The organism is Rhizobium sp. Root274 (genome assembly GCF_001429245.1).
GTDB lineage: Bacteria > Pseudomonadota > Alphaproteobacteria > Rhizobiales > Rhizobiaceae > Allorhizobium.
The window spans coordinates 412443-431247 of record NZ_LMJE01000008.1; the positions used below are offsets into that span (position 1 = coordinate 412443).

Sequence of the window (18805 nt, forward strand, 5' to 3'; positions counted from 1 at the left end):
CGGGCTGTTACCAACGGGTGGCTTCGCCGGGCGCCGCAGGCTCGATCGCCAGCGCATGCAGCCCGGCGTCGATTTCCGGCTTCAGCAGATCGTTGACGGCCCGGTGGCGTGCGAGCCGGGTCATTCCGGCGAAAGCATCCGAGACGATCCGCACGCGCATATGCGTCTCGCCGGTGCCGGTGATGTCGGGCTGATGGCCGGCGTGATGGGCGCTTTCGTCGATCACCACGAGCCGTTCCGGTGCAAAGGTCTCGGTGAGTTTTGCTTCGATCCGGTCGCGGAGGGACATGGGAAATTCTCCTGGGCACTGCTTCGGCCAAAGCCCCACAAAGCGCTGAACATTCCCGTTTGTCAATTCTTGCCGCGCCCCCGCCGGCGCCCCATAATTACGGCATGAAACTCGACTCGAAATACTTCGATCCGATCCGCACCAAACGTCGGCGTGCGGCGGAGCCGGAAAAATCCGATCCAACCTGTCAATGGGACGGCTGCAACAAGCCGGGGGCCCATCGCGCGCCCGTGGGTCGCCATGCGGAGGGGCAGTTCTTCCTGTTCTGCTTCGAGCATGTGAAGGAATACAACAAGGGCTATAACTACTTCTCCGGTCTCTCGGACAACGAGATCGCGCGCTACCAGAAGGAAGCGATTACCGGCCATCGGCCGACCTGGACCGTCGGCGTCAACAAGGCTGCCAAATCGAGCCCGATCCACTCCACGATGCGTTCCGGATCGGCTGCGTCACAGGCGCGCATCAAGGATCCTTTCGGCTTCGTGCAGCAGGGTCGGGGCGGAGCCTCGCGCTATCAGGCTGCGGACCGGAAACTGAAGACGCTTGAGGCAAAAGCGCTGGATACGCTTGGACTTACCGTCAGCTCCACGCCCACCGACATCAAGACCCGCTACAAGGAGCTTGTAAAAAAACACCATCCTGACGCAAATGGCGGAGACAGGGCTTCCGAAGAGCGTTTTCGCGCTGTCATTGAAGCCTACAAATTGTTAAAGCAGGCCGGTTTCTGTTAGTCCGAACACACAAGCAGCGATGAGATGCGGCCGGTCGGTGGCGCCCGGCATGGAGAAACGATGAGCAAAATTGAACTTGATATTACCAATCTCCCCGACACCACCGTGTCGGTGCGCGAGGTCTTTGGTATCGACAGCGACATCCGGGTGCCGGCCTATTCCAAGGGTGATGCCTATGTGCCGGACCTCGATCCGGACTATCTTTTCGACCGTGAAACCACGCTCGCCATTCTTGCAGGTTTTGCCCACAATCGCCGCGTCATGGTCTCCGGCTTCCACGGTACCGGCAAGTCCACGCATATCGAGCAGGTCGCTGCCCGCCTCAACTGGCCTTGTGTGCGCGTCAACCTCGACAGCCATGTCAGCCGTATCGATCTCGTCGGCAAGGACGCCATCGTTCTGAAAGACGGCAAGCAGATCACCGAATTCAAGGACGGCATCCTGCCTTGGGCCTATCAGCACAATGTGGCACTCGTCTTCGACGAATACGATGCCGGCCGTCCGGACGTGATGTTCGTCATCCAACGCGTTCTGGAATCCTCGGGCCGCCTGACTCTGCTCGACCAGAGCCGTGTCATCCGTCCTCATCCCGCCTTCCGCCTGTTTGCCACCGCCAACACGGTCGGCCTCGGCGATACCACCGGCCTCTATCACGGCACGCAGCAGATCAACCAGGCGCAGATGGACCGCTGGTCGATCGTGACCACGCTGAACTACCTGCCGCATGACAAGGAAGTCGATATCGTCTCGGCCAAGGTGAAGAGCTTCGGCGCCACGGCCGAAGGCCGCGACACGGTCTCGCGCATGGTGCGCCTTGCGGATCTGACGCGCGCCGCCTTCATCAATGGCGATCTCTCGACCGTCATGAGCCCGCGTACCGTCATCACCTGGGCCGAAAACGCCGAGATTTTCGGCGATGTCGCCTTCTCCTTCCGCGTCACCTTCCTCAACAAGTGTGACGAGTTGGAGCGCACGCTGGTGGCCGAGCAGTATCAACGCGCCTTTGGCGTGGAACTCAAGGAAAGTGCGGCCAATATCGTGCTTGGCGCATAAGGACTGAACAGCATGGCAGTGCGGGGCGACAATTCGAAGGCCAAGGCGGGCGGCGTGGTGGACATGGAGCCGATGCGCCGTGCCATCACGGGCTGCGTGCGCTCGATTGCGGGCGATCCGCAGGTCGAGGTCGCCTTTGCCAATGAACGCCCCGGTCTCGCTGGCGAACGCATCCGCCTGCCGGAACTGTCGAAGCGCCCGACCGCGCATGAACTCGCCGTCACCCGTGGCCTCGGCGATTCGATGGCGCTCCGGCTCGCCTGCCATGACCAGAAGGTGCATGCCACCATGGCGCCGCAGGGTGCCGATGCTCGAGCGATCTTCGATGCGGTCGAACAGGCCCGCGTCGAGTCTCTCGGCTCGCTGCGCATGCCGGGTGTGGCCTCCAACATCCAGTCGATGAACACCGAGAAATATGCGAAAGCCAATTTCTCGACGATCAGCCGCCAGGAAGATGCGCCGCTTGGCGAAGCCGTTGCTATGCTGGTGCGCGAGAAATTGACTGGTCAGAAGGCGCCGGAGAGCGCCGGCAAGGTGCTCGATCTCTGGCGCCCCTTCATCGAGGACAAGGCCGGTGCCGATCTGGACAACCTCGCCTCCGTCATCGAAGACCAGCAGGCCTTTTCCCGCGTGATCCGTCACATGCTCTCGTCCATGGAAATGGCCGAGGACATGGGCGACGAGGAGGAGCAAGGGGAAGACGATCAGTCGACCGACGAGGAGCAGCCGCGCAGCGGCGAGCAGGAGCAGGAAAGCGCCGAGGAAGAAGCCGGCCAGGATTCCGCACCTGCCGAAGACAGCGAAGCCTCGCAGGAGCAGCTTGAAGACGGCGAGATGGACGGCGCCGAAATCTCCGAAGAGGAGATGTCGGACGAAGGCGACGACGACAGCGAAACGCCCGGCGAAATGCGTCGTCCGGCGACCCCCTTCGACGATTTCAACGAGAAGGTCGACTACAAGATCTTCACGCAGGATTTCGACGAGGAAATCACCGCCGAAGAGCTTTGCGACGAGGCCGAGCTCGACCGTCTGCGCGCCTTCCTCGACAAGCAACTCGCGCATCTGCAGGGCGCCGTCGGCCGGCTTGCGAACCGCCTGCAGCGCCGCCTGATGGCGCAGCAGAACCGCTCCTGGGATTTCGACCTGGAAGAGGGCTATCTCGACCCGGCACGGCTCACCCGTCTGATCATCGACCCGATGCAGCCGCTCTCCTTCAAGAAGGAGAAGGATACCAAGTTCCGCGATACGGTCGTGACGCTGGTCATCGACAATTCCGGCTCGATGCGCGGCCGCCCGATCACGGTCGCCGCCTCCTGCGCCGATATTCTGGCACGCACGCTGGAGCGCTGCGGCGTCAAGGTCGAGATCCTGGGCTTCACCACCAAGGCCTGGAAGGGCGGCCAGAGCCGCGAATCCTGGCTGGCCGGTGGCAAGCCGCCGGCACCCGGTCGCCTCAACGACCTGCGCCATATCATCTACAAATCGGCGGACGCCCCCTGGCGCCGTTCCAGGCGCAATCTCGGCCTGATGATGCGCGAAGGCCTGCTCAAGGAAAACATCGACGGCGAGGCGCTGATGTGGGCGCATAACCGCCTGATCGGGCGGCGCGAGCAGCGCAAGATCCTGATGATGATCTCGGATGGTGCGCCGGTCGACGATTCGACGCTGTCGGTCAATCCGGGCAATTATCTCGAACGGCACCTGCGTGCGGTCATCGAGCAGATCGAGACGAAGTCGCCGGTCGAGCTTCTCGCCATCGGTATCGGCCACGACGTCACGCGCTACTATCGCCGCGCCGTCACCATCGTCGACGCCGACGAACTGGCAGGCGCGATGACCGAGCAGCTCGCCTCGCTGTTCGAGGACAAGGCATCGGGTGGCAGCGGGCGGCGCCTGCGTGCCTGAGCCGGGCCGCCTTCATCGTTTTACGCTTCGACTGGCAGCAAGCGCCTGTGTGATCCTGCTGGCAGCCTGCACCGCACCGGCGGAAATCTCTGCCGGTGATGTCCTCGCCATACCCGTCGACAGCACGGTTATCTCCAGTCTCGACGGCATGACGTCGGCGCTGGGTGGTGCGCCGCGTCTGGAGCAGGGGCTGACCTTCGTCGGCGGTCTCGAACTCTCTTCGCCCGAACCCCTGTTCGGAGCCTTCTCATCGATCCGCTTCCGCGACAGGGAACACTTTCTCGGCGTCTTCGATACCGGCTATTTCATCGAGGGGCGCATCACCCGCGATAGCGCTGGTCGCCTCTCCGGCGTCGCCGATGTCAGGCTTGCGCCCCTGCTCGACGAGGAGGGCCATGTCAGCCCGTCGAAATATCTGGTGGATGCCGAAAGCCTCGCACTCGATGGTGATCGCGCCTTTGTCGGCTTCGAGCAACGTCACCGCGTCGTCGCCTATTCCCCGCTCTCCGATCTCGGCAAGGCCCGTGCCTCGGCGCCCCTGCCGCTTCCCTTCGACGTCAGCAACCTGCGCAGCAATGGCGGCATCGAAGCGCTGGTGCTCTCGCCGCCCGCAAGCCCGTTTGCCGGCGCGATTCTCGCGCTCTCGGAGAAGAGCGTCGACGAGAATGGCAACAATTATGCCGGCATCCTCTCCGGTCCCCTTCAGGGCGAATTCCGGGTCAAGCCGCATGATGGCTTCGAGATCACCGACGGTGCCTTCCTGCCGAATGGCGACCTGCTGCTGCTGGAGCGCCGCTTTTCCATCGCCACTGGCGTCGGCATGCGCTTGCGGCGGATCGAAGGCGACACCATCCGCCCCGGCGCCGTGGTCGATGGAAAGGTCATCTTCGAGGCGGATAACCGCTCGCAGATCGACAATATGGAAGGCATGGACGCCGTTGTCGCCGAGGACGGCTCGGTGCATCTGATCGTCGTGTCGGATGACAATCATTCGATCCTGCAGCGCACGCTGATGCTCGAATTCCGGTTGGTGCAGTAAAACTGTCGCGCCAAATGCAGCCAAAGAAAAAGGCCAGGGCCATATCCCGGCACTGGCCTTTCTTCATGTCGATATGCCGTGTGCTTATGCCGCGCGCTCGACCTGCGGCATCGGCCGCAGCACGCTCATCAGAGCGCCATAGGGCAAGAGCATGACCACACCGATCAGCATCTTCACGCTGAAGTCAGCCATCGCCCAGGAGATCCAGCGCGGTGCTTCCGCGGTCATCACGCCGAGGATCGGGGCAGCTGCAATGGCGAAATCGTCATTCGGCCCAATGAAGCCAAAGACCGGGGCGAAGGAGAGCGAGAAGAAGATCACCGTGTCGAGAACCGAGCCGATCACCGAACCCATCAGCGGCGCCTTCCACCAGGACTGACGGCGCAGCCGGTTGAAGACGGAGATGTCGAGCAACTGGCCGACCAGAAAGGCCGAGCCGGAGGCGACAGCGATGCGCGGGGTTGCCAGCAGAACGGAGAGGATGACGCCAGCGATAAAGCCGACAAAGACCACCTTGCGGGCCGCCGTCGGGCCAAACTGACGGTTGGTGAGATCCGTGACGAGGAAGGCGACCGGATAGGTGAAGGCGCCGAAGGTCAGGAGATCGGCGAGATTGATGCCGGCGAGCGTTCCCTCGAGCGGAAACTGCACGAGGAAGTTCGAGGCGACGACGACGGCCGTCATGAGCAGGCTGTAGGCAAGGAAATAGCGTGCGTTCAGCATTTTTTATCCTGGGTGATGCCACCAGTTGGAGGGACAATACTGTTTGATCGGGAGGCATCTTAGCGGCCACTCGTGCCGCGCGTCATGCTCCCAAACGAAAAGGCTTGCCCGGATGCCCGGCCAAGCCTTGCTCGTTCATTGCCGATAAGCTGCTATTACGCGGCTTCGGCGGTCTTCTTGGCAATCTGGCGGCGCAGCAGACGGGCGCGCATGCTCAGTTCGTTTTCAGAAGCCTTGAGAAGGAAGGCGTCGAGGCCACCGCGATGCTCGACCGTGCGCAGGGCAGCAGCCGAAACGCGCAGACGGAAACGCTGGTTGAGCGCGTCCGAGATCAGCGTGACGTCGCACAGGTTCGGCAGGAACCGGCGCTTGGTCTTGTTGTTCGCGTGGCTTACATTGTTGCCCGACTGGACGCCCTTGCCGGTCAATTCGCAACTGCGGGACATGGTACACCTATTGTTTTTCTAGGCCATCGCATCGCTACCGGGCAAATGCCGGTGAGGCAATCCAACAGCGTCTGATTGGAAAGTTGCGGTTCTATAGTCAGTGAGAACCGGCCCGTCAAGCCAAACCTTGGATTTTCCGGACTGTCGCGCCGTCTTACGTTATTTTGTTGCCACAGTCCAACGGCAAGGATGTCCTTGTCCAATGCCCGAGCTTCGGCATTCCCCCCGACATGGAGATGGTGTCCTTGCGTCGATCCGGCCTCGTTGTCACAGCTGCCCTCGCCTTCGTCTCGCTCTTGCCTTTTGCACTTAAAGGAGAGGCGGCCGATTATCATTACGATACCGCCTACAGCGTGTCGCTCGGCATTCTGCCCATCGCGCGGCTGACATTCCGCACGGAGGTGAAGGACGATCGCTACGAGATTTCCGGCCGCTTCCGGTCCTCGGGCCTCGTCGATGTGGTGCGCGAGATCTCGGCCGACAGCAGTGTCTCGGGTCTCTTTGCGGGCAACCGATTCCAGCCGGAGCGGTATCGCCTCGACTACAGGAGTGGCAGCAAGAAAAGCCGCTACACCATCACCTATGCCGATGGCGCCGCCGTCGAGACCAAGGTGGAGCCGCCGCCGAAAGCGCGGCCAATATCCTGGGTGCCTGTTACCGATGCCAATCTGAAATCGGTGCTCGACCCGATCGGCGCGCTCCTGATCCCCGGCGATGCCGATGTCTGCTCGCGCACGCTGCCGATCTATGACGGTGAAAGCCGCATGGATCTCGTGCTCTCGCCCGGTGGCACCGCGCCCTTCAAGGCCGGCAAGGCAAGCGGCGATGCGGTCGTCTGCTCCGTCCGCTATGTGCCCATCGCCGGCTACAAGAAAGGCCGTAAGGATATCGAGTATCTGAAGTCGGTCGAGGGCATGGAGATCTGGTTTGCCAAGACGGCGACGTTGAAGCTATATGCTCCTGTTTATGCCAAGATCCCGACCCGGTACGGAACGGTGCATGTCTCGGCCGAAGCGTTCGACGGATAAGAGGGGGGCAGACCCCGCATATAGGGTATGTGCATGAAGGCCAGGGCGACGCTGATCGGTTTCACCGCCATCCTGATGTGGTCCATCCTCGCCTTGATGACAGCCGCTTCCGGAAAGATGCCGCCGTTCCAGCTCTCGGCCATCACCTTCGCGATCGGCAGCCTGCCCGGTATCCTTCTGTTCATCGTCAGGCCCGAACGCCTCAAGACCTTACGCCAGCCGCCTAAGGTCTGGCTTGCCGGTGTTGGCGGGCTGTTCGGCTATCACTTTCTCTATTTCACGGCCCTGCGGAATGCGCCGCCGGTCGAGGCGGGCCTGATCGCCTATCTCTGGCCGCTGCTCATCGTTGTCGGATCTGCCCTGCTGCCGGGTGAAAGGCTCGACTGGCATCATATCGTCGGTGCCATCGCCGGGCTCGCCGGGACGGTGTTGATCGTTTCCAAGGACGGCCTCGCCTTCGATCCGACCTATAGCCTGGGATACGCGGCCGCTTTCCTCTGCGCCTTCACCTGGGCTGCCTATTCGCTTGTCAGTCGCAAGTTCGAGGCCGTGTCGACCGATGTCGTCAGCGGCTTTTGTCTCGCCACCTCCATCCTGTCGCTCGCCTGCCACCTGGCGCTTGAGACGACCGTCTGGCCGGAAGGTCCATCGCAATGGGTCGCCGTTATCGGCCTGGGCCTGCTGCCGGTCGGGCTTGCCTTCTACACCTGGGACTATGGGGTGAAGAACGGCGACATCCAAATTCTCGGTGCCTCCAGCTATGCGGCGCCTCTGCTCTCGACCCTCAACCTGATCATTTTTGGGTTCGGCGAGTTTACGACCACTATTGGCCTCGCATGCGTGCTGATCACCGGTGGCGCCGTGCTCGCGGCCAAGGATATGGTCTTCCGCAAGAAGGACGCCAACAGCTAGACGGGAGACGCCATGGGTGGTGCGACCGGCATTCTTGCGCTTTCGGTCGCACTCGGCACCAGCTATCTCTGGATCCTGCCGCGCGAGAAGACGGTCGTGCGCGCAATCTGGAAAACACTGCCCGTCCTGCTTCTCTCGGTTTACGCGCTCGCGGTCGATGCTCCCGTGCTGCTCGCAGTTGCTCTTTTTCTCGGGGCGCTTGGCGATCTTTCACTCGCCTTTGATGGCGATCCCGCCTTCATCCGGGGCGTCGCCGCGTTTCTGCTGTCGCATGTCGCCTATGTCGGACTGCTCGCCGGTTTTACCCAGCCGGCCCTTGCCCTCTCCGAACCCTGGCGCATCCCGGCGGCCCTGGTCGTGGCCGGTTTCACCTGTGGTGTGCTGGCACGGATCTGGCGACCCGCCGGCCGCATGGCCATGCCGATCGGAGCTTATGTGCTCATCTTCATGGTGCTGGTGTGGCTCACTCTGGGGCTCCCCGATCCACTGGCCTTTGTCGGGGCCACCCTCTTTATCTTCTCGGACGTGATCCTCACCATCCGCAAATACTGGACGGGTCCGGATCATCCGATCGATCGGCTGGCGTCCTATGTGGTGTGGATCAGCTATTTCGCCGCCCAGGTGATCCTTACGGTCACCCTTTCCCGGCTCTGACGGCGATCAGCGACCGGGCGCCCAGCCGGGCGGGGCCATCTCGAAGACCGAAAAGTCGAAACCGGGCGCCACCGTACAGCCGACCAGCGTATAGTCGCCAAGGCTTTCCGCCGACTGCCATTCGTCCGCCTCGATAATCGCCTGCGGACGCTCGCCGGCGAGGAGGCCCGGACCGAGTATCACGGTCTCCTGCGTCACGCCGTCCTTCGAGCGATGGAGCGCCAGCGGCGCGCCGGCATAATAGTGCCAGGCTTCCGACGCGTCCTTGACCTTGTGCCAATGCGAGCGCTCGCCGGCCTCCAGCAGGTAGTAGATCGCTGTCGAATGGCCGCGTTGCCCGCCATTGGCATCGCGGAATGTCTCGACATACCATCCACCCTCGGGATGGCGCTGCATGCCGAGGGCTTCGATGATATCGGCTGCCTGCATCAGAAATTGTCCTTGCGCTTGCGGATCTCGGCAAAGACTTCGTCATTGGCCGCCGTTTCCATGCCGAGCGTCTTGCGGATGTCGGGATCTGCGGCGCGCAGGAAGGGATTGGTCTCTTTTTCCAATCCGATCGTCGTCGGAATGGTGAAGTCGCCGCGCATTCGCTGGGCCTCGATCACCTCCGCCCGGGTCTTCAGCCGCGTGTTATCGGGGTCGACGGTCAGTGCGAAGCGGGCGTTCGAGAGGGTATATTCGTGGCCAAAATAAACGATCGTCTCGTCGGGAAGCTCGGCGAGTTTCTGCAGCGAATGCCACATGTCCATGGCCGAACGCTCGAACAGTCGGCCGCAGCCCAGCGCGAAGAGCGTATCGGCGGCAAAGAGCAGCATGTCTTCGGGCAGGTAATAGCAGATATGCCCGGCGGTATGGCCCGGCGTCTCGATCACGCGCACGGGATGGGTGCCGAACATGAACTCGTCACCATCATCGACGGTACGGTCAATGCCGGGTATGGCAACCGCTTCGTTGCGCGGGCCGATGATCTCGCAGCCATAGGCTTCTTTCAGCGCAAGGTTCGCTTCGACATGGTCGCCGTGATGGTGGGTCGTGAAGATATGGGTGATCTTCCAGCCCCGTCTTTCCGCCGCGGCCTGGATCGGCGCCAGTTCCGGTGCGTCGATGCAGGCCGTGAGCCCGGATTCCGGGCAATGCAGGAGAACGCCAAAATTGTCGCTTCGGCACAGAAAGACCTCGATCTGTAGTGATTTCATTGTTGTACCGTTTCTTGTCCCGCCTCTTTGGCGCAAATGTACCTTGTTGCGCCTTGAGTTCCAATCGTCGGCTGTTAACAATACCGCTATGCATGCGGATATCGTCGAACTACGCCAGTTTTATTACACCATGCTCGGGCGTGTGGCGGAGCAATCGATTGCAATGGCACTGTCCTCCGTCTGGGCGCGGTTGCCGCAGGAGCGTCTGGTCGGCCTCGGCTATTGCATTCCCTTCCTCGAGCGCTTCCGTGGCGATACCGAACGCACCATGGCCTTCATGCCGGCAGGGCAGGGCGCCGTGAACTGGCCGGTCGGCGAGCCCTCGGCCACAACGCTCGTCTTTGAAGAAGAGCTTCCGCTGCCGGATAGTTCCGTCGATCGGGTGCTGATGGTGCATTCGCTGGAATTCGCCGAGAACCCGCGCGAGACGCTGAAGGAAATCTGGCGCGTGTTGGCGCCCGGAGGACGCCTCGTCATCGTCGTGCCGAACAGGCGTGGAGTCTGGGCTCGCATGGAGCACACGCCCTTTGGCTCGGGTCGGCCTTATTCGCGCGGCCAGCTCACGGCGCTCTTGCGCGAGACGAATTTCACGCCGGGTGCATCGGCCGAAGCGCTGTTCTTTCCGCCGTCCAAGATCCGCGCGATCCTTCGCCTGCGGCGTGGCTTCGAGCGCGTCGGTCGGATCCTGTGGCCCGCCTTTTCCGGCGTCATCGTCGTCGAGGCGCAGAAGCGGCTCTATCAGGGGCTGCCGGTTGCCTCGCGCGCCTCGCGTCGTGTCTTTGCACCGGTTCTCGCTCCACAGGGCATCCCGACGGCGCGGAGCCGCCCCGACCCGTCCTAATCGGCCCAACCGGAGCTCGACCGAACGGTCCGATCGCCTCGACAAACGGCCGTTTCCGTTTTATTGCCAGCCCAGTGAAGGGCGCAGGCTTCCTCTGTGTCCTCAACCGCGCATTCATGGAACTCCGCTGATGTCTGAAATCCTGTTCGATCGCATCGCTCTGATCGGTATCGGCCTGATCGGCTCCTCGATTGCCCGCGACATCAAGAAATATGGGTTGGCGCGCGATGTCGTCATTTCGACCCGCAGTGCCGAGACGCTGAAGCGGGCGGAAGAACTCGAACTCGGAACGGCCTATACGACATCCGCGGCGGAGGCGGTGAAGGACGCCGATCTCGTCATCGTGTCGGTCCCGGTCGGCGCCTCGGAAGCGGTCGCTGAGCAGATCGCGCCGCATCTGAAAGCGGGCGCTATTGTTACCGATGTCGGCTCGACCAAGGCCTCGGTCATCGCCCAGATGGCGCCGCACATGCCGGAAAATGTCCATTTCATTCCCGGCCATCCGCTCGCCGGCACCGAAAAGTCCGGCCCCGATGCCGGCTTCTCCGGCCTATTCAAGGGACGCTGGTGCATCTTCACGCCTCTGCCGGGAACGGATCAAACAGCCCTCGAGCGCCTCAGCACCTTCTGGAAGGCGCTGGGCTCGATGATCGACGAAATGGACCCCCAGCATCATGACAAGGTTCTGGCCATCGTTTCGCATCTACCGCACATCATTGCCTACAACATCGTCGGCACGGCGGATGATCTGGAAGCAGTGACGGAATCCGAAGTCATCAAATATTCGGCTTCGGGCTTCCGCGACTTCACCCGTCTTGCCGCCTCGGATCCGACCATGTGGCGCGATGTCTGCCTGCACAACAAGGATGCGATCCTCGAAATGCTGGCGCGCTTTTCTGAAGACCTTGCCTATCTGCAGCGGGCGATCCGCTGGGGCGAGGGCGACAAGCTCTTCGAACTTTTCTCGCGCACGCGCACCATTCGTCGTTCGATCGTCCAGGCGGGCCAGGACGTCGATTCGCCGGACTTCGGTCGCCACGCGCTCGACAAGTAAGCCGTTCAGAGCGGCGGGAGCTGGCCGAGCGGGATGAAGCCGAGCATGGCCACCCCGTTCTGGATGGTGACCTCGGCGGACCCGTCGTCGCGGCCAAGCGTCAGCACGCGCAGAACTTTGGCGATGTCATCAAAGGTGTCGCGCTTGTCCGGGAAGGCGGTCTTCAGCGCGTCGCGCCAGGCGCGGATCTTTTCGATTTCGATGCGGATCGAGCCGGAAATCAGACCGTCGTCGCCCACGGAGAATGGCCCGCTCAGCGTCAGCACACGCCCTTCGCCGAGGTCGACCACCATGCGGCGAAGTTCCCCCTTGGTGCCGTAAAGCTGCTGCCGGTGGGCAAGGCGGGGGTCGAGCAGCCCGCCGCGATCGACAAAGGTCGTATCGAAACTGGCTGAAACGGGCGGCAGCGCGATGGCGGTTCCGTCCACGGTCACGGCCGCGTCGCGGGTCAGGGCCGCATAGTCGAGATTGCCGTCATTCTGGCGCACATGGGTTTCCAGATGTGGCGTCACCACCTCGACCTGCTGGTTGGTTACGGTGGAGGTGACCCTGGTGCGAAGGTCGCTCCATTCCATCGAGCTGCGCTGCAGGCCGGTGAAGCCGGCACGGAAGCTTGAACGGAGGTCGCCCCATTCGAGCACAGCGTTGAAGCCGAGCGCGGAGCGGACTTCTGCCGGGCCATCCATCTCCCAGACCACATGGCCGGGATCGTAGACTTGTGCTGCGGCCCTGATGGGGCCTGACGAAGCGGAGATGCCCTGGAAGTTGTCGTCGAAGGACAGGCGGTCGCAGTTCAGCCGGAAGCGGAAGGGATAACCGCCCATGGTGGCATTGTCGCAATTGGCGGTCACGCCAGCCGGATTTCCGCCGGAAAAGAAGCCTGTGATGCGGGTTCGCAGAAATTCTGCGGCATAATACCAGGCGACGCTATAGACAGCGATGAACAGGACGATCAAAACGCCGAGCAGGAGCACCTTGCGACTGGTCGGGCTTTGCGGCGCTGTCGACGGCATGGCCATGGAAGTCTCCTCGCTGCGACGTTTCTATTTATGGATTGGCCTGGGATATGGACGAATTTTGGGTCTTTGGCTACGGCTCGCTGATGTGGAACCCGGGCTTTCCCTATGAGGAAAGACTGACGGCGCGTCTTGCCGGCTATCGGAGGTCTCTCTGCGTGCGCTCCTATGTCCACCGTGGCACGGAGGAGCGCCCCGGTCTAGTGCTCGGTCTTGACCGTGGCGGCTCGTGCAAAGGCGTGGCTTTCCGTGTGTCGGCGCCGAACTGGGAGGAGACCCTTGGCTATCTGCGCGAGCGGGAACTGGTCACCAGCGTCTATCTCGAACGCTCGGTGCGTCTCGTGCTCGGTGATGGACGCGAGGTTTCTGCGCTCACCTATGTGATCGATCGCACCCACCCGCAATATGCCGGCAATGTCAGCGTGGAAGAGGCTGCCCGCGTCGTCCACGGCGCCGTCGGTCGCTCGGGCGCCAATCCGGTCTATGTCGCCAATACGGTTGACCACCTGCGCGAACTGGGCATTCGCGACCAGTGGCTGGAAAGTGTCATTGCGGCCATCGCCACCCTCGACCGGGCCGACTGACAGCCTCAAACCTTTGGCGCGGCACCCAGTTCCTTCAGCCGCTGCACGGCCGTCGGCGGCAGGGGCAGGTCCGGATTGTCGCGCGCCGTCTGCACCAGGAGTTCGTCGCTCGCCTGTTCCAGATCGTGCATCAGCTTGTCATGGAAGGCGTCCGGATCCATCCCTGGCTGGATCGGCGGCAGGATGCGCACGGTGAAATGGCCGGGAAAGCGCAGGAACTTGCGGCGCGGCCAGAACAGGCCGGGATGCATGGCCACAGGCACGACCGGAACATTCAGGTCGCGGTAAAGCCTCGCGATGCCATACTTGTATTCGGGTGCTGCACCCGGCGGGCGACGTGTGCCTTCCGGATAGATGATCAGCTGGCGGCCGGTCGCCATTTCCATCTTGGTGCGCTCGATCACCTGGGCCATGACCTTGCCCTTGGCGCCGCGGTTGACCGGGATCATCCGCTGCTTGGCAATGTACCAGCCGAAGATCGGAATCCAGGTGAGCTCACGCTTGAGGATATAGACCGGATCGTCCAGCCAGGGCAGCAGCGCATAGGTGTCCCAAAAGGACTGATGCTTCGGCGCCAGGATGTAGCCGCCCTTCGGAATGTTCTCCAGCCCCTCCACGGTGAAGGTGGTGCCGACGATCGTCTTCATCAGCCAGTGGTTGGCTTTCGCCCAGCTCTTCGGAATGAAGTAGGCGCGCTTGCGCGGAAGCAGGAAGTAGATCGGCGACAGGACAATCATCCGAAGGATGAGGTTCGCATAAAAGGCAGTGTTGAACAGGATGGACCGGAAGGCAATCATGAAGGGGCTCTCTCGACGTGCAGGTCGTGCTTAGACCAAAAGCGTCGCTAGCAAAAGCCGCCTCACTGTCAGGAGTTGCGGCCAGATTCGGTTATTTCTCCGTCGGGCCGCAGTCCCTTGTCGCCACTCCAGCCGACAAGACCCCTGACATAGGCGATGATGGTCTTGCCATATTCGAACAGCATCGTGCGCATGGCATCCGGCTCGCTGTACCAGGCTTTGGTCTTGAGATCGGAGGCAACGACCGGATAGCCGACGAATTCCGTCCCCGGGTCGCTGCGGCGCAATTCCATCAGACTGCGGGCAAGGTGATAGTTGCTCGTCACCACCAGAACGGAGCGGTAGCCCTTGTCGCGGATCCACGATGCCGTTTCATTGGCATTGCCGATCGTGTCGATCGCCGAATAGCCGATGTCGACGCAGCACTCGAAAATGTCAGGCGAGGTTCGGGTTGCCCTGCGGATCTGCCCGGCTGTCGTCTGCGGATTGACGCCCGAGATCAGCAGCCGCTTGCCATAGCCGCGTTTCAACAGATCGATGGCCTGTTCGATGCGCTGATAGCCTCCGGTCAACACGACAATCGCATCGGCCTTTGCCACCTCCGGCGGTCGCAGGTTGGTGACCTGGTCGGCAAAGACGAGAAAGCCTGCAACGATCATCGCGATCCCCAGCAGGACGAGGATGCCGCCATAGCGCAGCACGCGCCGGATGATGCCGCGGCGCGCAAACAGGCCGGCGCTCGGGCCGGGGGCCGCGCCGTGGCTGAATGGCTCGTTCTGCGGCTCGTGTCGCGTCATCCGCTCCATGGTGTTCGTGCGTGAGTCGCCGGCATGTCCCACACCGAACAGGCGGCTTTAAGGCGAGTCAACATGTGAGATGTCATCAATCATCCAGCAACCCGTCGGTGCGGGATGGGTCGGACCGGATGAGGTCGATCTCGTAGATAGTCCGCATGACGGTGATCCGTGCCGTCACCGTCGTCAGAAGGGCAATGACGATCATGGTTGCAAAGATGCCGAGATAACCGGTCCAGCCGATGGTGAAGGTGCCGAAGAGAGCCGTTGCCTGATCGCTTTCCGGGGTGGCCAGCGACCGGCTCTGCCAGAAACTCGCGAGCGCGAACAGAGCGGCTGCCAGAATACCGCCGGCGGCCGCCCCCTTGAGGCTGATCTTCAGGAAATGCTTCTGGAACTCCTGCGCCACGAAACTGCCCTCGGCGCCGACGAAATGCAGCACCTCGATGATGTGGCGATTGCCCGAGAGTGCGCCGCGCGTGGCGAACACCACCGTCAGCACCATGGCTGTAAAGACGAGGATAAGCACGCCGGCGCCAATCAGCACCGTCGTGTGGGCCATCTGCACCAGTCGGTTCACCCAGGTGCGGTGGTCATCGAGGAAGGCCTGCGGGACCTCCTCCTTCAGAAGCGCCCGCATCGCCTCGAAATCAGGTGGGTTGGTCTCGTCGATCGTGACGACGATCAGCCGGGGCACCGGCAGGTCCTCAAGATTGAGGCCGGTGCCGAGCCAGGGCTCGAGCAGGCGGGCCGTTGCGCTGTCGTCCATGATCTGGCCGTCGCGCGTGCCGACGAAAGTGAGCGCTAGATCCCGCGCTTTGACAAGGGCTGCCCCCATGTCCAGCCCATCTTCCGGCTTGATCTGGATGGTGATCTCGCGGGAAATCTGGCTTTGCCACCCGGTCGCCGTGGCGCGTACCATCGAGACGGCGCCGAGCGTCAGGCAGGCGAGAAAGGCCATGATGGCGATCACCACCATCAGCGCATTGCCCTGAATGTTCGAGGGCGGCAGGATCGGCGCCGTCGGCCTCACCGTCATCTCGACGCGGCGCTTGGGCTGTTTCGGTTCCGGCTGTGCGCGCTCATTCATAGATGTCGAGCCGCCCGTCGGTGAGAATCATGCGCCGCGCATCGACCTGATCCATCAGGGCCAGATCATGGGTCGCGATGATCACGGCAGTGCCCAGCCGGTTGAGTTCCAGGAAGAGGCTGAGCAGGCGCCGCGCCATCGGCGGGTCGACATTGCCCGTCGGTTCGTCGGCGAGCAGGATTTCCGGCCGGTCGATCAGCGCACGGGCAATCGCCACGCGCTGCTTCTCGCCGCCCGAAAGCACCGGCGGCAGCACGTTGATGCGCTCGCCGAGCCCCACCCATTTCAAAAGTTCGATGACGTCCTGGCGGTAGCTCTGCTCCTCCTTGCCGCGAACCCTGAGCGGCAGCGCCACATTCTCGTAGGTCGTCAGGTGTTCTAGCAGACGAAAATCCTGAAAGACGATGCCAACACGCCGGCGCAGCATCGGAAGCTCGGCGCGGGGAATGCGGGTGATATCGCGGCCGAAGCTGCGGATCAGCCCGCGCGTCGGCTGCAGCGACATGAACAGTAGGCGCAGCAGCGTGGTCTTGCCCGCACCTGATGGCCCGGTCAGGAACTGGAACGACCCTTTCGGCACGTCGAAGGTGAGGTCGCGGAGGATCTCCGGTCCCATCCCATAACGCAGGCCGACATTTTCGAAGTGGATCAAACGCTGTGCCCAGTCTGCGATGTCTGAGGGTGGGGCTCGTAAACGAGGATCGTCAACGGCCGGTAAACGCATGCCAGGAAAGCGGCCCTGAAGGCCCGTCTTTTCGAAGCATTAACCATTTGAATTTACGTCTGGTGTGGATTCGTTTCAACCGCCGAGTTTCGGAGTGCCCGATTTTGGCTGTGCGAAAGGTCTGACCCATGCGTGCATTCCGTCAGCAGTCGCAGGCTGCCACTCCCGAGGCGGACCTCCTGCCGCCGGACCGCGCGCGACGGAAGTTCGATCGCAGCCCTGTCAGACCCTCGGGCGCCGATGTCATCGACGCCCAATTTATCGTGGTGCGGGATGTGCGCACATCGGCACCACGGCCCGTCATCAGCGAAAGCATCTCCCCTGTCGGCGATCTTCAGGCGCGGCTGCGCGCTGCCTTCGTCACTGTGGAAACGCGGCTGCAGCGGCTGTCCGAGGTTTCCTTTGCGCTCGTCGTAGCACTCGCCTTCGTCGCGATTTTCTCGCTTGCCGGTCATCTGGCCTTCGGCGGCTCGGGGCATCCGGACCTTGATGCCCGGCCGCTCGATCTCACCCATGTGAACCTCACGCCGCAGGACAGGAACGGCATGCGGGTGCTGCTGATCAGCGCGATTGTCGAGAACCGGACGGATCGCGAGGTTGCGCTGCCGCGTGTCCGGGCCGATCTGCTCGTCGGCGGCCAGATCATTGCCAGCACCTATATCGAGCCGCCCGTCGCCTCGCTCGAAGGCGGCCAGAGCCGCGGTCTTGCCGCAAGACTTCAGCATCCCGGGGGAAAAACCCCGGAACTGCGCCTTTCCTTCGAAGATGCGGGTGCCTGATCTATTCGACTGTGCTAAGTGCAGTGCCTTTCCGGCGGAGCTTGCCGGGTGAGGCCATTTCCGGCCCGGCATCAAGGAGACCGCCATGCCCGTCGTTCGCGGAAAGAACATCGAACCGCTTTTCACGCCCGAACAAATTGACGCCCGCAATCGCGAGCTGGCCACCGAGATCATGAAGGGTCCCTGTGATGACCTCCTGGTCATCTCGGTGCTCAAGGGCTCCTTCATCTTCGCCGCCGACCTCATTCGGGCGTTGCATCACGTGGGCCTGGCACCGGAAGTCGAATTTATCACCCTGTCCAGCTATGGCACAGGCACGGTGTCGCAGGGCGTGAAGATCATCAAGGACATCGACAGTGACGTGAAGGGTCGCAACGTCCTCCTGATCGACGATATTCTTGAGTCCGGCCGCACGCTCCTGTTCGCCAAGGAACTGATGTATGAACGGGGTGCCGCAAACGTCACCATCGCCGTGCTTCTCGACAAAAAAGTGAAGCGAAAAGAACAGTTTGAGGCCGATTATGTCGGTTTCGAATGCCCCGATTACTTTGTCGTCGGCTATGGTATGGACGTGGCCTATGCCTTCCGCGAACTGCCCTTCGTTGGCGTCGTTACCGGCGACGCCTGAGCGTCCCAAATGGACACGCTGCGCCTCGCGACCGAAGAGACTTGTTAACCATGGCGCCGGACAGAGGGTCCGGCGTTTACCACTCGACAAGGAAGATCTGGTGATTTGCCTGCCTGAACAATGAATCCATGACGGAGGCAGATCTCAACCATGGCGCGAATTCTCATCACCGAAGACGAAGACTCGCTTCGCTCCTTCGTCGCCCGTGCGCTCCGTCTGGACGGTCACGAGACCCATGAAGCCGCCGATGGCGCCGAAGGCTTGGAGAAGCTCTCCGAAGGTCCTTACGACCTGCTGCTTTCTGATATTCGCATGCCGGTCATGGACGGCATCGAGCTTGCCCATCGCGCCTCTTCCGATTTCCCCGACCTGAAGATCCTGCTGATGACCGGCTATGCCGAACAGCGCGAGCGCGCCGATGATCTCGCCTCGAAGATCATCGATGTCGTGTCGAAACCCTTTGCACTGCCGGAGATCCGCAGCGCCGTTGCTCGGGCGCTTGCTGGCTGAGGCCCTTCC

The 18805-nt window shown here is 62.2% G+C and carries 23 protein-coding genes; 13 read left to right on the top strand and 10 right to left on the bottom strand.

What is annotated here, in order from left to right; genetic code table 11:
- Positions 1–7: 7 nt before the first annotated feature.
- The gene (locus ASE36_RS17140; protein ID WP_062282470.1) at positions 8–289 is read right to left on the bottom strand and encodes a BolA family protein; all 282 of its coding nucleotides are present in this window, start codon (positions 287–289) and stop codon (positions 8–10) included.
- A 104-nt stretch (positions 290–393) separates the two neighbouring features.
- Here ASE36_RS17140 and ASE36_RS17145 point away from each other — a divergent pair, with 104 nt between their 5' ends.
- From ASE36_RS17145 to ASE36_RS17160, 4 genes are read left to right on the top strand one after another with little or no spacing between them, the layout of a single operon-like run.
- A complete protein-coding gene (locus ASE36_RS17145; protein WP_062282472.1) occupies positions 394–1020 on the top strand; it encodes a J domain-containing protein in 627 nt (208 codons plus the stop codon).
- Between the two features lie 60 nt (positions 1021–1080).
- The gene (cobS, locus tag ASE36_RS17150; protein WP_062282479.1) at positions 1081–2073 is read left to right on the top strand and encodes a cobaltochelatase subunit CobS; all 993 of its coding nucleotides are present in this window, start codon (positions 1081–1083) and stop codon (positions 2071–2073) included.
- Between the two features lie 12 nt (positions 2074–2085).
- Positions 2086–3978: a cobaltochelatase subunit CobT gene (cobT, locus tag ASE36_RS17155; RefSeq protein WP_062282482.1), complete on the top strand. Its 1893-nt coding sequence runs from the start codon at positions 2086–2088 to the stop codon at positions 3976–3978.
- A gap of 31 nt (positions 3979–4009) precedes the next feature.
- Positions 4010–5017, top strand: a complete 1008-nt coding sequence (locus tag ASE36_RS17160; RefSeq protein WP_062282847.1) for an esterase-like activity of phytase family protein — start codon at positions 4010–4012, stop codon at positions 5015–5017.
- Positions 5018–5101: 84 nt separating this feature from the next.
- Here the strand turns inward: ASE36_RS17160 and ASE36_RS17165 are convergent, their stop codons facing one another.
- Both ASE36_RS17165 and rpmB read right to left on the bottom strand, forming a co-directional pair.
- Positions 5102–5740: a queuosine precursor transporter gene (locus ASE36_RS17165; protein WP_062282484.1), complete on the bottom strand. Its 639-nt coding sequence runs from the start codon at positions 5738–5740 to the stop codon at positions 5102–5104.
- Positions 5741–5895: 155 nt separating this feature from the next.
- Positions 5896–6186, bottom strand: a complete 291-nt coding sequence (rpmB, locus tag ASE36_RS17170) for a 50S ribosomal protein L28 (RefSeq protein WP_062282487.1) — start codon at positions 6184–6186, stop codon at positions 5896–5898.
- 167 nt (positions 6187–6353) lie between these two features.
- Here rpmB and ASE36_RS17175 point away from each other — a divergent pair, with 167 nt between their 5' ends.
- Genes ASE36_RS17175 through ASE36_RS17185 form a run of 3 tightly spaced genes read left to right on the top strand, consistent with a single transcriptional unit; the run spans position 6354 to position 8780 of the window.
- Positions 6354–7214, top strand: coding sequence for a DUF3108 domain-containing protein (locus ASE36_RS17175; protein ID WP_244474783.1), 861 nt, complete (start codon positions 6354–6356; stop codon positions 7212–7214).
- A 33-nt stretch (positions 7215–7247) separates the two neighbouring features.
- Complete coding sequence (locus tag ASE36_RS17180; protein WP_062282853.1) at positions 7248–8126, top strand: DMT family transporter; 879 nt, start codon at positions 7248–7250, stop codon at positions 8124–8126.
- 12 nt (positions 8127–8138) lie between these two features.
- A complete protein-coding gene (locus tag ASE36_RS17185) occupies positions 8139–8780 on the top strand; it encodes a lysoplasmalogenase (RefSeq protein WP_062282490.1) in 642 nt (213 codons plus the stop codon).
- 6 nt (positions 8781–8786) lie between these two features.
- Here ASE36_RS17185 and ASE36_RS17190 read toward each other — a convergent pair whose 3' ends face one another.
- A complete protein-coding gene (locus tag ASE36_RS17190) occupies positions 8787–9209 on the bottom strand; it encodes a cupin domain-containing protein (RefSeq protein ID WP_062282493.1) in 423 nt (140 codons plus the stop codon).
- Complete coding sequence (gene gloB / locus ASE36_RS17195) at positions 9209–9979, bottom strand: hydroxyacylglutathione hydrolase (RefSeq protein WP_062282496.1); 771 nt, start codon at positions 9977–9979, stop codon at positions 9209–9211. The genes ASE36_RS17190 and gloB overlap by 1 nt, the downstream gene beginning before the upstream one ends.
- 88 nt (positions 9980–10067) lie before the next feature.
- Between gloB and ASE36_RS17200 the strand changes: the two genes are divergently transcribed.
- Positions 10068–10820 (top strand): class I SAM-dependent methyltransferase, encoded by a 753-nt coding sequence (locus ASE36_RS17200; protein ID WP_062282499.1) that lies wholly within the window; start codon positions 10068–10070, stop codon positions 10818–10820.
- A gap of 130 nt (positions 10821–10950) precedes the next feature.
- The gene (locus ASE36_RS17205; protein ID WP_062282502.1) at positions 10951–11874 is read left to right on the top strand and encodes a prephenate/arogenate dehydrogenase family protein; all 924 of its coding nucleotides are present in this window, start codon (positions 10951–10953) and stop codon (positions 11872–11874) included.
- A 5-nt stretch (positions 11875–11879) separates the two neighbouring features.
- On the opposite strand, the gene ASE36_RS17210 is transcribed toward ASE36_RS17205, so the two are convergent.
- Complete coding sequence (locus ASE36_RS17210; RefSeq protein ID WP_062282504.1) at positions 11880–12893, bottom strand: DUF2125 domain-containing protein; 1014 nt, start codon at positions 12891–12893, stop codon at positions 11880–11882.
- Positions 12894–12940: 47 nt separating this feature from the next.
- Between ASE36_RS17210 and ASE36_RS17215 the strand changes: the two genes are divergently transcribed.
- Positions 12941–13474 (top strand): gamma-glutamylcyclotransferase, encoded by a 534-nt coding sequence (locus ASE36_RS17215; RefSeq protein WP_062282507.1) that lies wholly within the window; start codon positions 12941–12943, stop codon positions 13472–13474.
- A 5-nt stretch (positions 13475–13479) separates the two neighbouring features.
- Here ASE36_RS17215 and ASE36_RS17220 read toward each other — a convergent pair whose 3' ends face one another.
- The 4 genes from ASE36_RS17220 to ftsE all read right to left on the bottom strand — a co-directional run bounded on the left by ASE36_RS17220 (position 13480) and on the right by ftsE (position 16807).
- On the bottom strand, positions 13480–14271 hold the full coding sequence (locus ASE36_RS17220; RefSeq protein WP_062282510.1) for a lysophospholipid acyltransferase family protein: 792 nt from the start codon (positions 14269–14271) through the stop codon (positions 13480–13482).
- 68 nt (positions 14272–14339) lie between these two features.
- Positions 14340–15068 carry a YdcF family protein gene (locus ASE36_RS17225; protein WP_062282856.1) on the bottom strand — a complete coding sequence of 243 codons (729 nt, stop codon included), beginning with the start codon at positions 15066–15068 and terminating at the stop codon, positions 14340–14342.
- A gap of 85 nt (positions 15069–15153) precedes the next feature.
- Complete coding sequence (locus ASE36_RS17230) at positions 15154–16155, bottom strand: cell division protein FtsX (RefSeq protein ID WP_062282511.1); 1002 nt, start codon at positions 16153–16155, stop codon at positions 15154–15156.
- Positions 16148–16807 carry a cell division ATP-binding protein FtsE gene (gene ftsE, locus ASE36_RS17235; protein ID WP_062282514.1) on the bottom strand — a complete coding sequence of 220 codons (660 nt, stop codon included), beginning with the start codon at positions 16805–16807 and terminating at the stop codon, positions 16148–16150. Before ftsE ends, ASE36_RS17230 begins: the two co-directional genes overlap by 8 nt.
- A 200-nt stretch (positions 16808–17007) precedes the next feature.
- Between ftsE and ASE36_RS17240 the strand changes: the two genes are divergently transcribed.
- The 3 genes from ASE36_RS17240 to ASE36_RS17250 all read left to right on the top strand — a co-directional run bounded on the left by ASE36_RS17240 (position 17008) and on the right by ASE36_RS17250 (position 18796).
- On the top strand, positions 17008–17658 hold the full coding sequence (locus ASE36_RS17240; RefSeq protein ID WP_062282517.1) for a hypothetical protein: 651 nt from the start codon (positions 17008–17010) through the stop codon (positions 17656–17658).
- A gap of 85 nt (positions 17659–17743) precedes the next feature.
- Positions 17744–18286: a hypoxanthine phosphoribosyltransferase gene (hpt, locus tag ASE36_RS17245; protein ID WP_062282519.1), complete on the top strand. Its 543-nt coding sequence runs from the start codon at positions 17744–17746 to the stop codon at positions 18284–18286.
- Between the two features lie 150 nt (positions 18287–18436).
- On the top strand, positions 18437–18796 hold the full coding sequence (locus ASE36_RS17250; RefSeq protein ID WP_062282522.1) for a response regulator: 360 nt from the start codon (positions 18437–18439) through the stop codon (positions 18794–18796).
- The last annotated feature ends 9 nt before the right edge of the window (positions 18797–18805 follow it).

Excerpts from the sequence above, each read along its gene's own strand:
- ASE36_RS17140 (WP_062282470.1), bottom strand. The coding sequence starts at position 289 with ATGTCCCTCCGCGACCGGATCGAAGCAAAACTCACCGAGACCTTTGCA.
- ASE36_RS17145 (WP_062282472.1), top strand. The coding sequence starts at position 394 with ATGAAACTCGACTCGAAATACTTCGATCCGATCCGCACCAAACGTCGG.
- cobS (WP_062282479.1), top strand. The coding sequence starts at position 1,081 with ATGAGCAAAATTGAACTTGATATTACCAATCTCCCCGACACCACCGTG.
- cobT (WP_062282482.1), top strand. The coding sequence starts at position 2,086 with ATGGCAGTGCGGGGCGACAATTCGAAGGCCAAGGCGGGCGGCGTGGTG.
- ASE36_RS17165 (WP_062282484.1), bottom strand. The coding sequence starts at position 5,740 with ATGCTGAACGCACGCTATTTCCTTGCCTACAGCCTGCTCATGACGGCC.
- rpmB (WP_062282487.1), bottom strand. The coding sequence starts at position 6,186 with ATGTCCCGCAGTTGCGAATTGACCGGCAAGGGCGTCCAGTCGGGCAAC.
- ASE36_RS17180 (WP_062282853.1), top strand. The coding sequence starts at position 7,248 with ATGAAGGCCAGGGCGACGCTGATCGGTTTCACCGCCATCCTGATGTGG.
- ASE36_RS17185 (WP_062282490.1), top strand. The coding sequence starts at position 8,139 with ATGGGTGGTGCGACCGGCATTCTTGCGCTTTCGGTCGCACTCGGCACC.
- ASE36_RS17190 (WP_062282493.1), bottom strand. The coding sequence starts at position 9,209 with ATGCAGGCAGCCGATATCATCGAAGCCCTCGGCATGCAGCGCCATCCC.
- gloB (WP_062282496.1), bottom strand. The coding sequence starts at position 9,979 with ATGAAATCACTACAGATCGAGGTCTTTCTGTGCCGAAGCGACAATTTT.
- ASE36_RS17200 (WP_062282499.1), top strand. The coding sequence starts at position 10,068 with ATGCATGCGGATATCGTCGAACTACGCCAGTTTTATTACACCATGCTC.
- ASE36_RS17205 (WP_062282502.1), top strand. The coding sequence starts at position 10,951 with ATGTCTGAAATCCTGTTCGATCGCATCGCTCTGATCGGTATCGGCCTG.
- ASE36_RS17210 (WP_062282504.1), bottom strand. The coding sequence starts at position 12,893 with ATGGCCATGCCGTCGACAGCGCCGCAAAGCCCGACCAGTCGCAAGGTG.
- ASE36_RS17215 (WP_062282507.1), top strand. The coding sequence starts at position 12,941 with ATGGACGAATTTTGGGTCTTTGGCTACGGCTCGCTGATGTGGAACCCG.
- ASE36_RS17220 (WP_062282510.1), bottom strand. The coding sequence starts at position 14,271 with ATGATTGCCTTCCGGTCCATCCTGTTCAACACTGCCTTTTATGCGAAC.
- ASE36_RS17225 (WP_062282856.1), bottom strand. The coding sequence starts at position 15,068 with ATGACGCGACACGAGCCGCAGAACGAGCCATTCAGCCACGGCGCGGCC.
- ASE36_RS17230 (WP_062282511.1), bottom strand. The coding sequence starts at position 16,155 with ATGAATGAGCGCGCACAGCCGGAACCGAAACAGCCCAAGCGCCGCGTC.
- ASE36_RS17240 (WP_062282517.1), top strand. The coding sequence starts at position 17,008 with ATGCGTGCATTCCGTCAGCAGTCGCAGGCTGCCACTCCCGAGGCGGAC.
- hpt (WP_062282519.1), top strand. The coding sequence starts at position 17,744 with ATGCCCGTCGTTCGCGGAAAGAACATCGAACCGCTTTTCACGCCCGAA.
- ASE36_RS17250 (WP_062282522.1), top strand. The coding sequence starts at position 18,437 with ATGGCGCGAATTCTCATCACCGAAGACGAAGACTCGCTTCGCTCCTTC.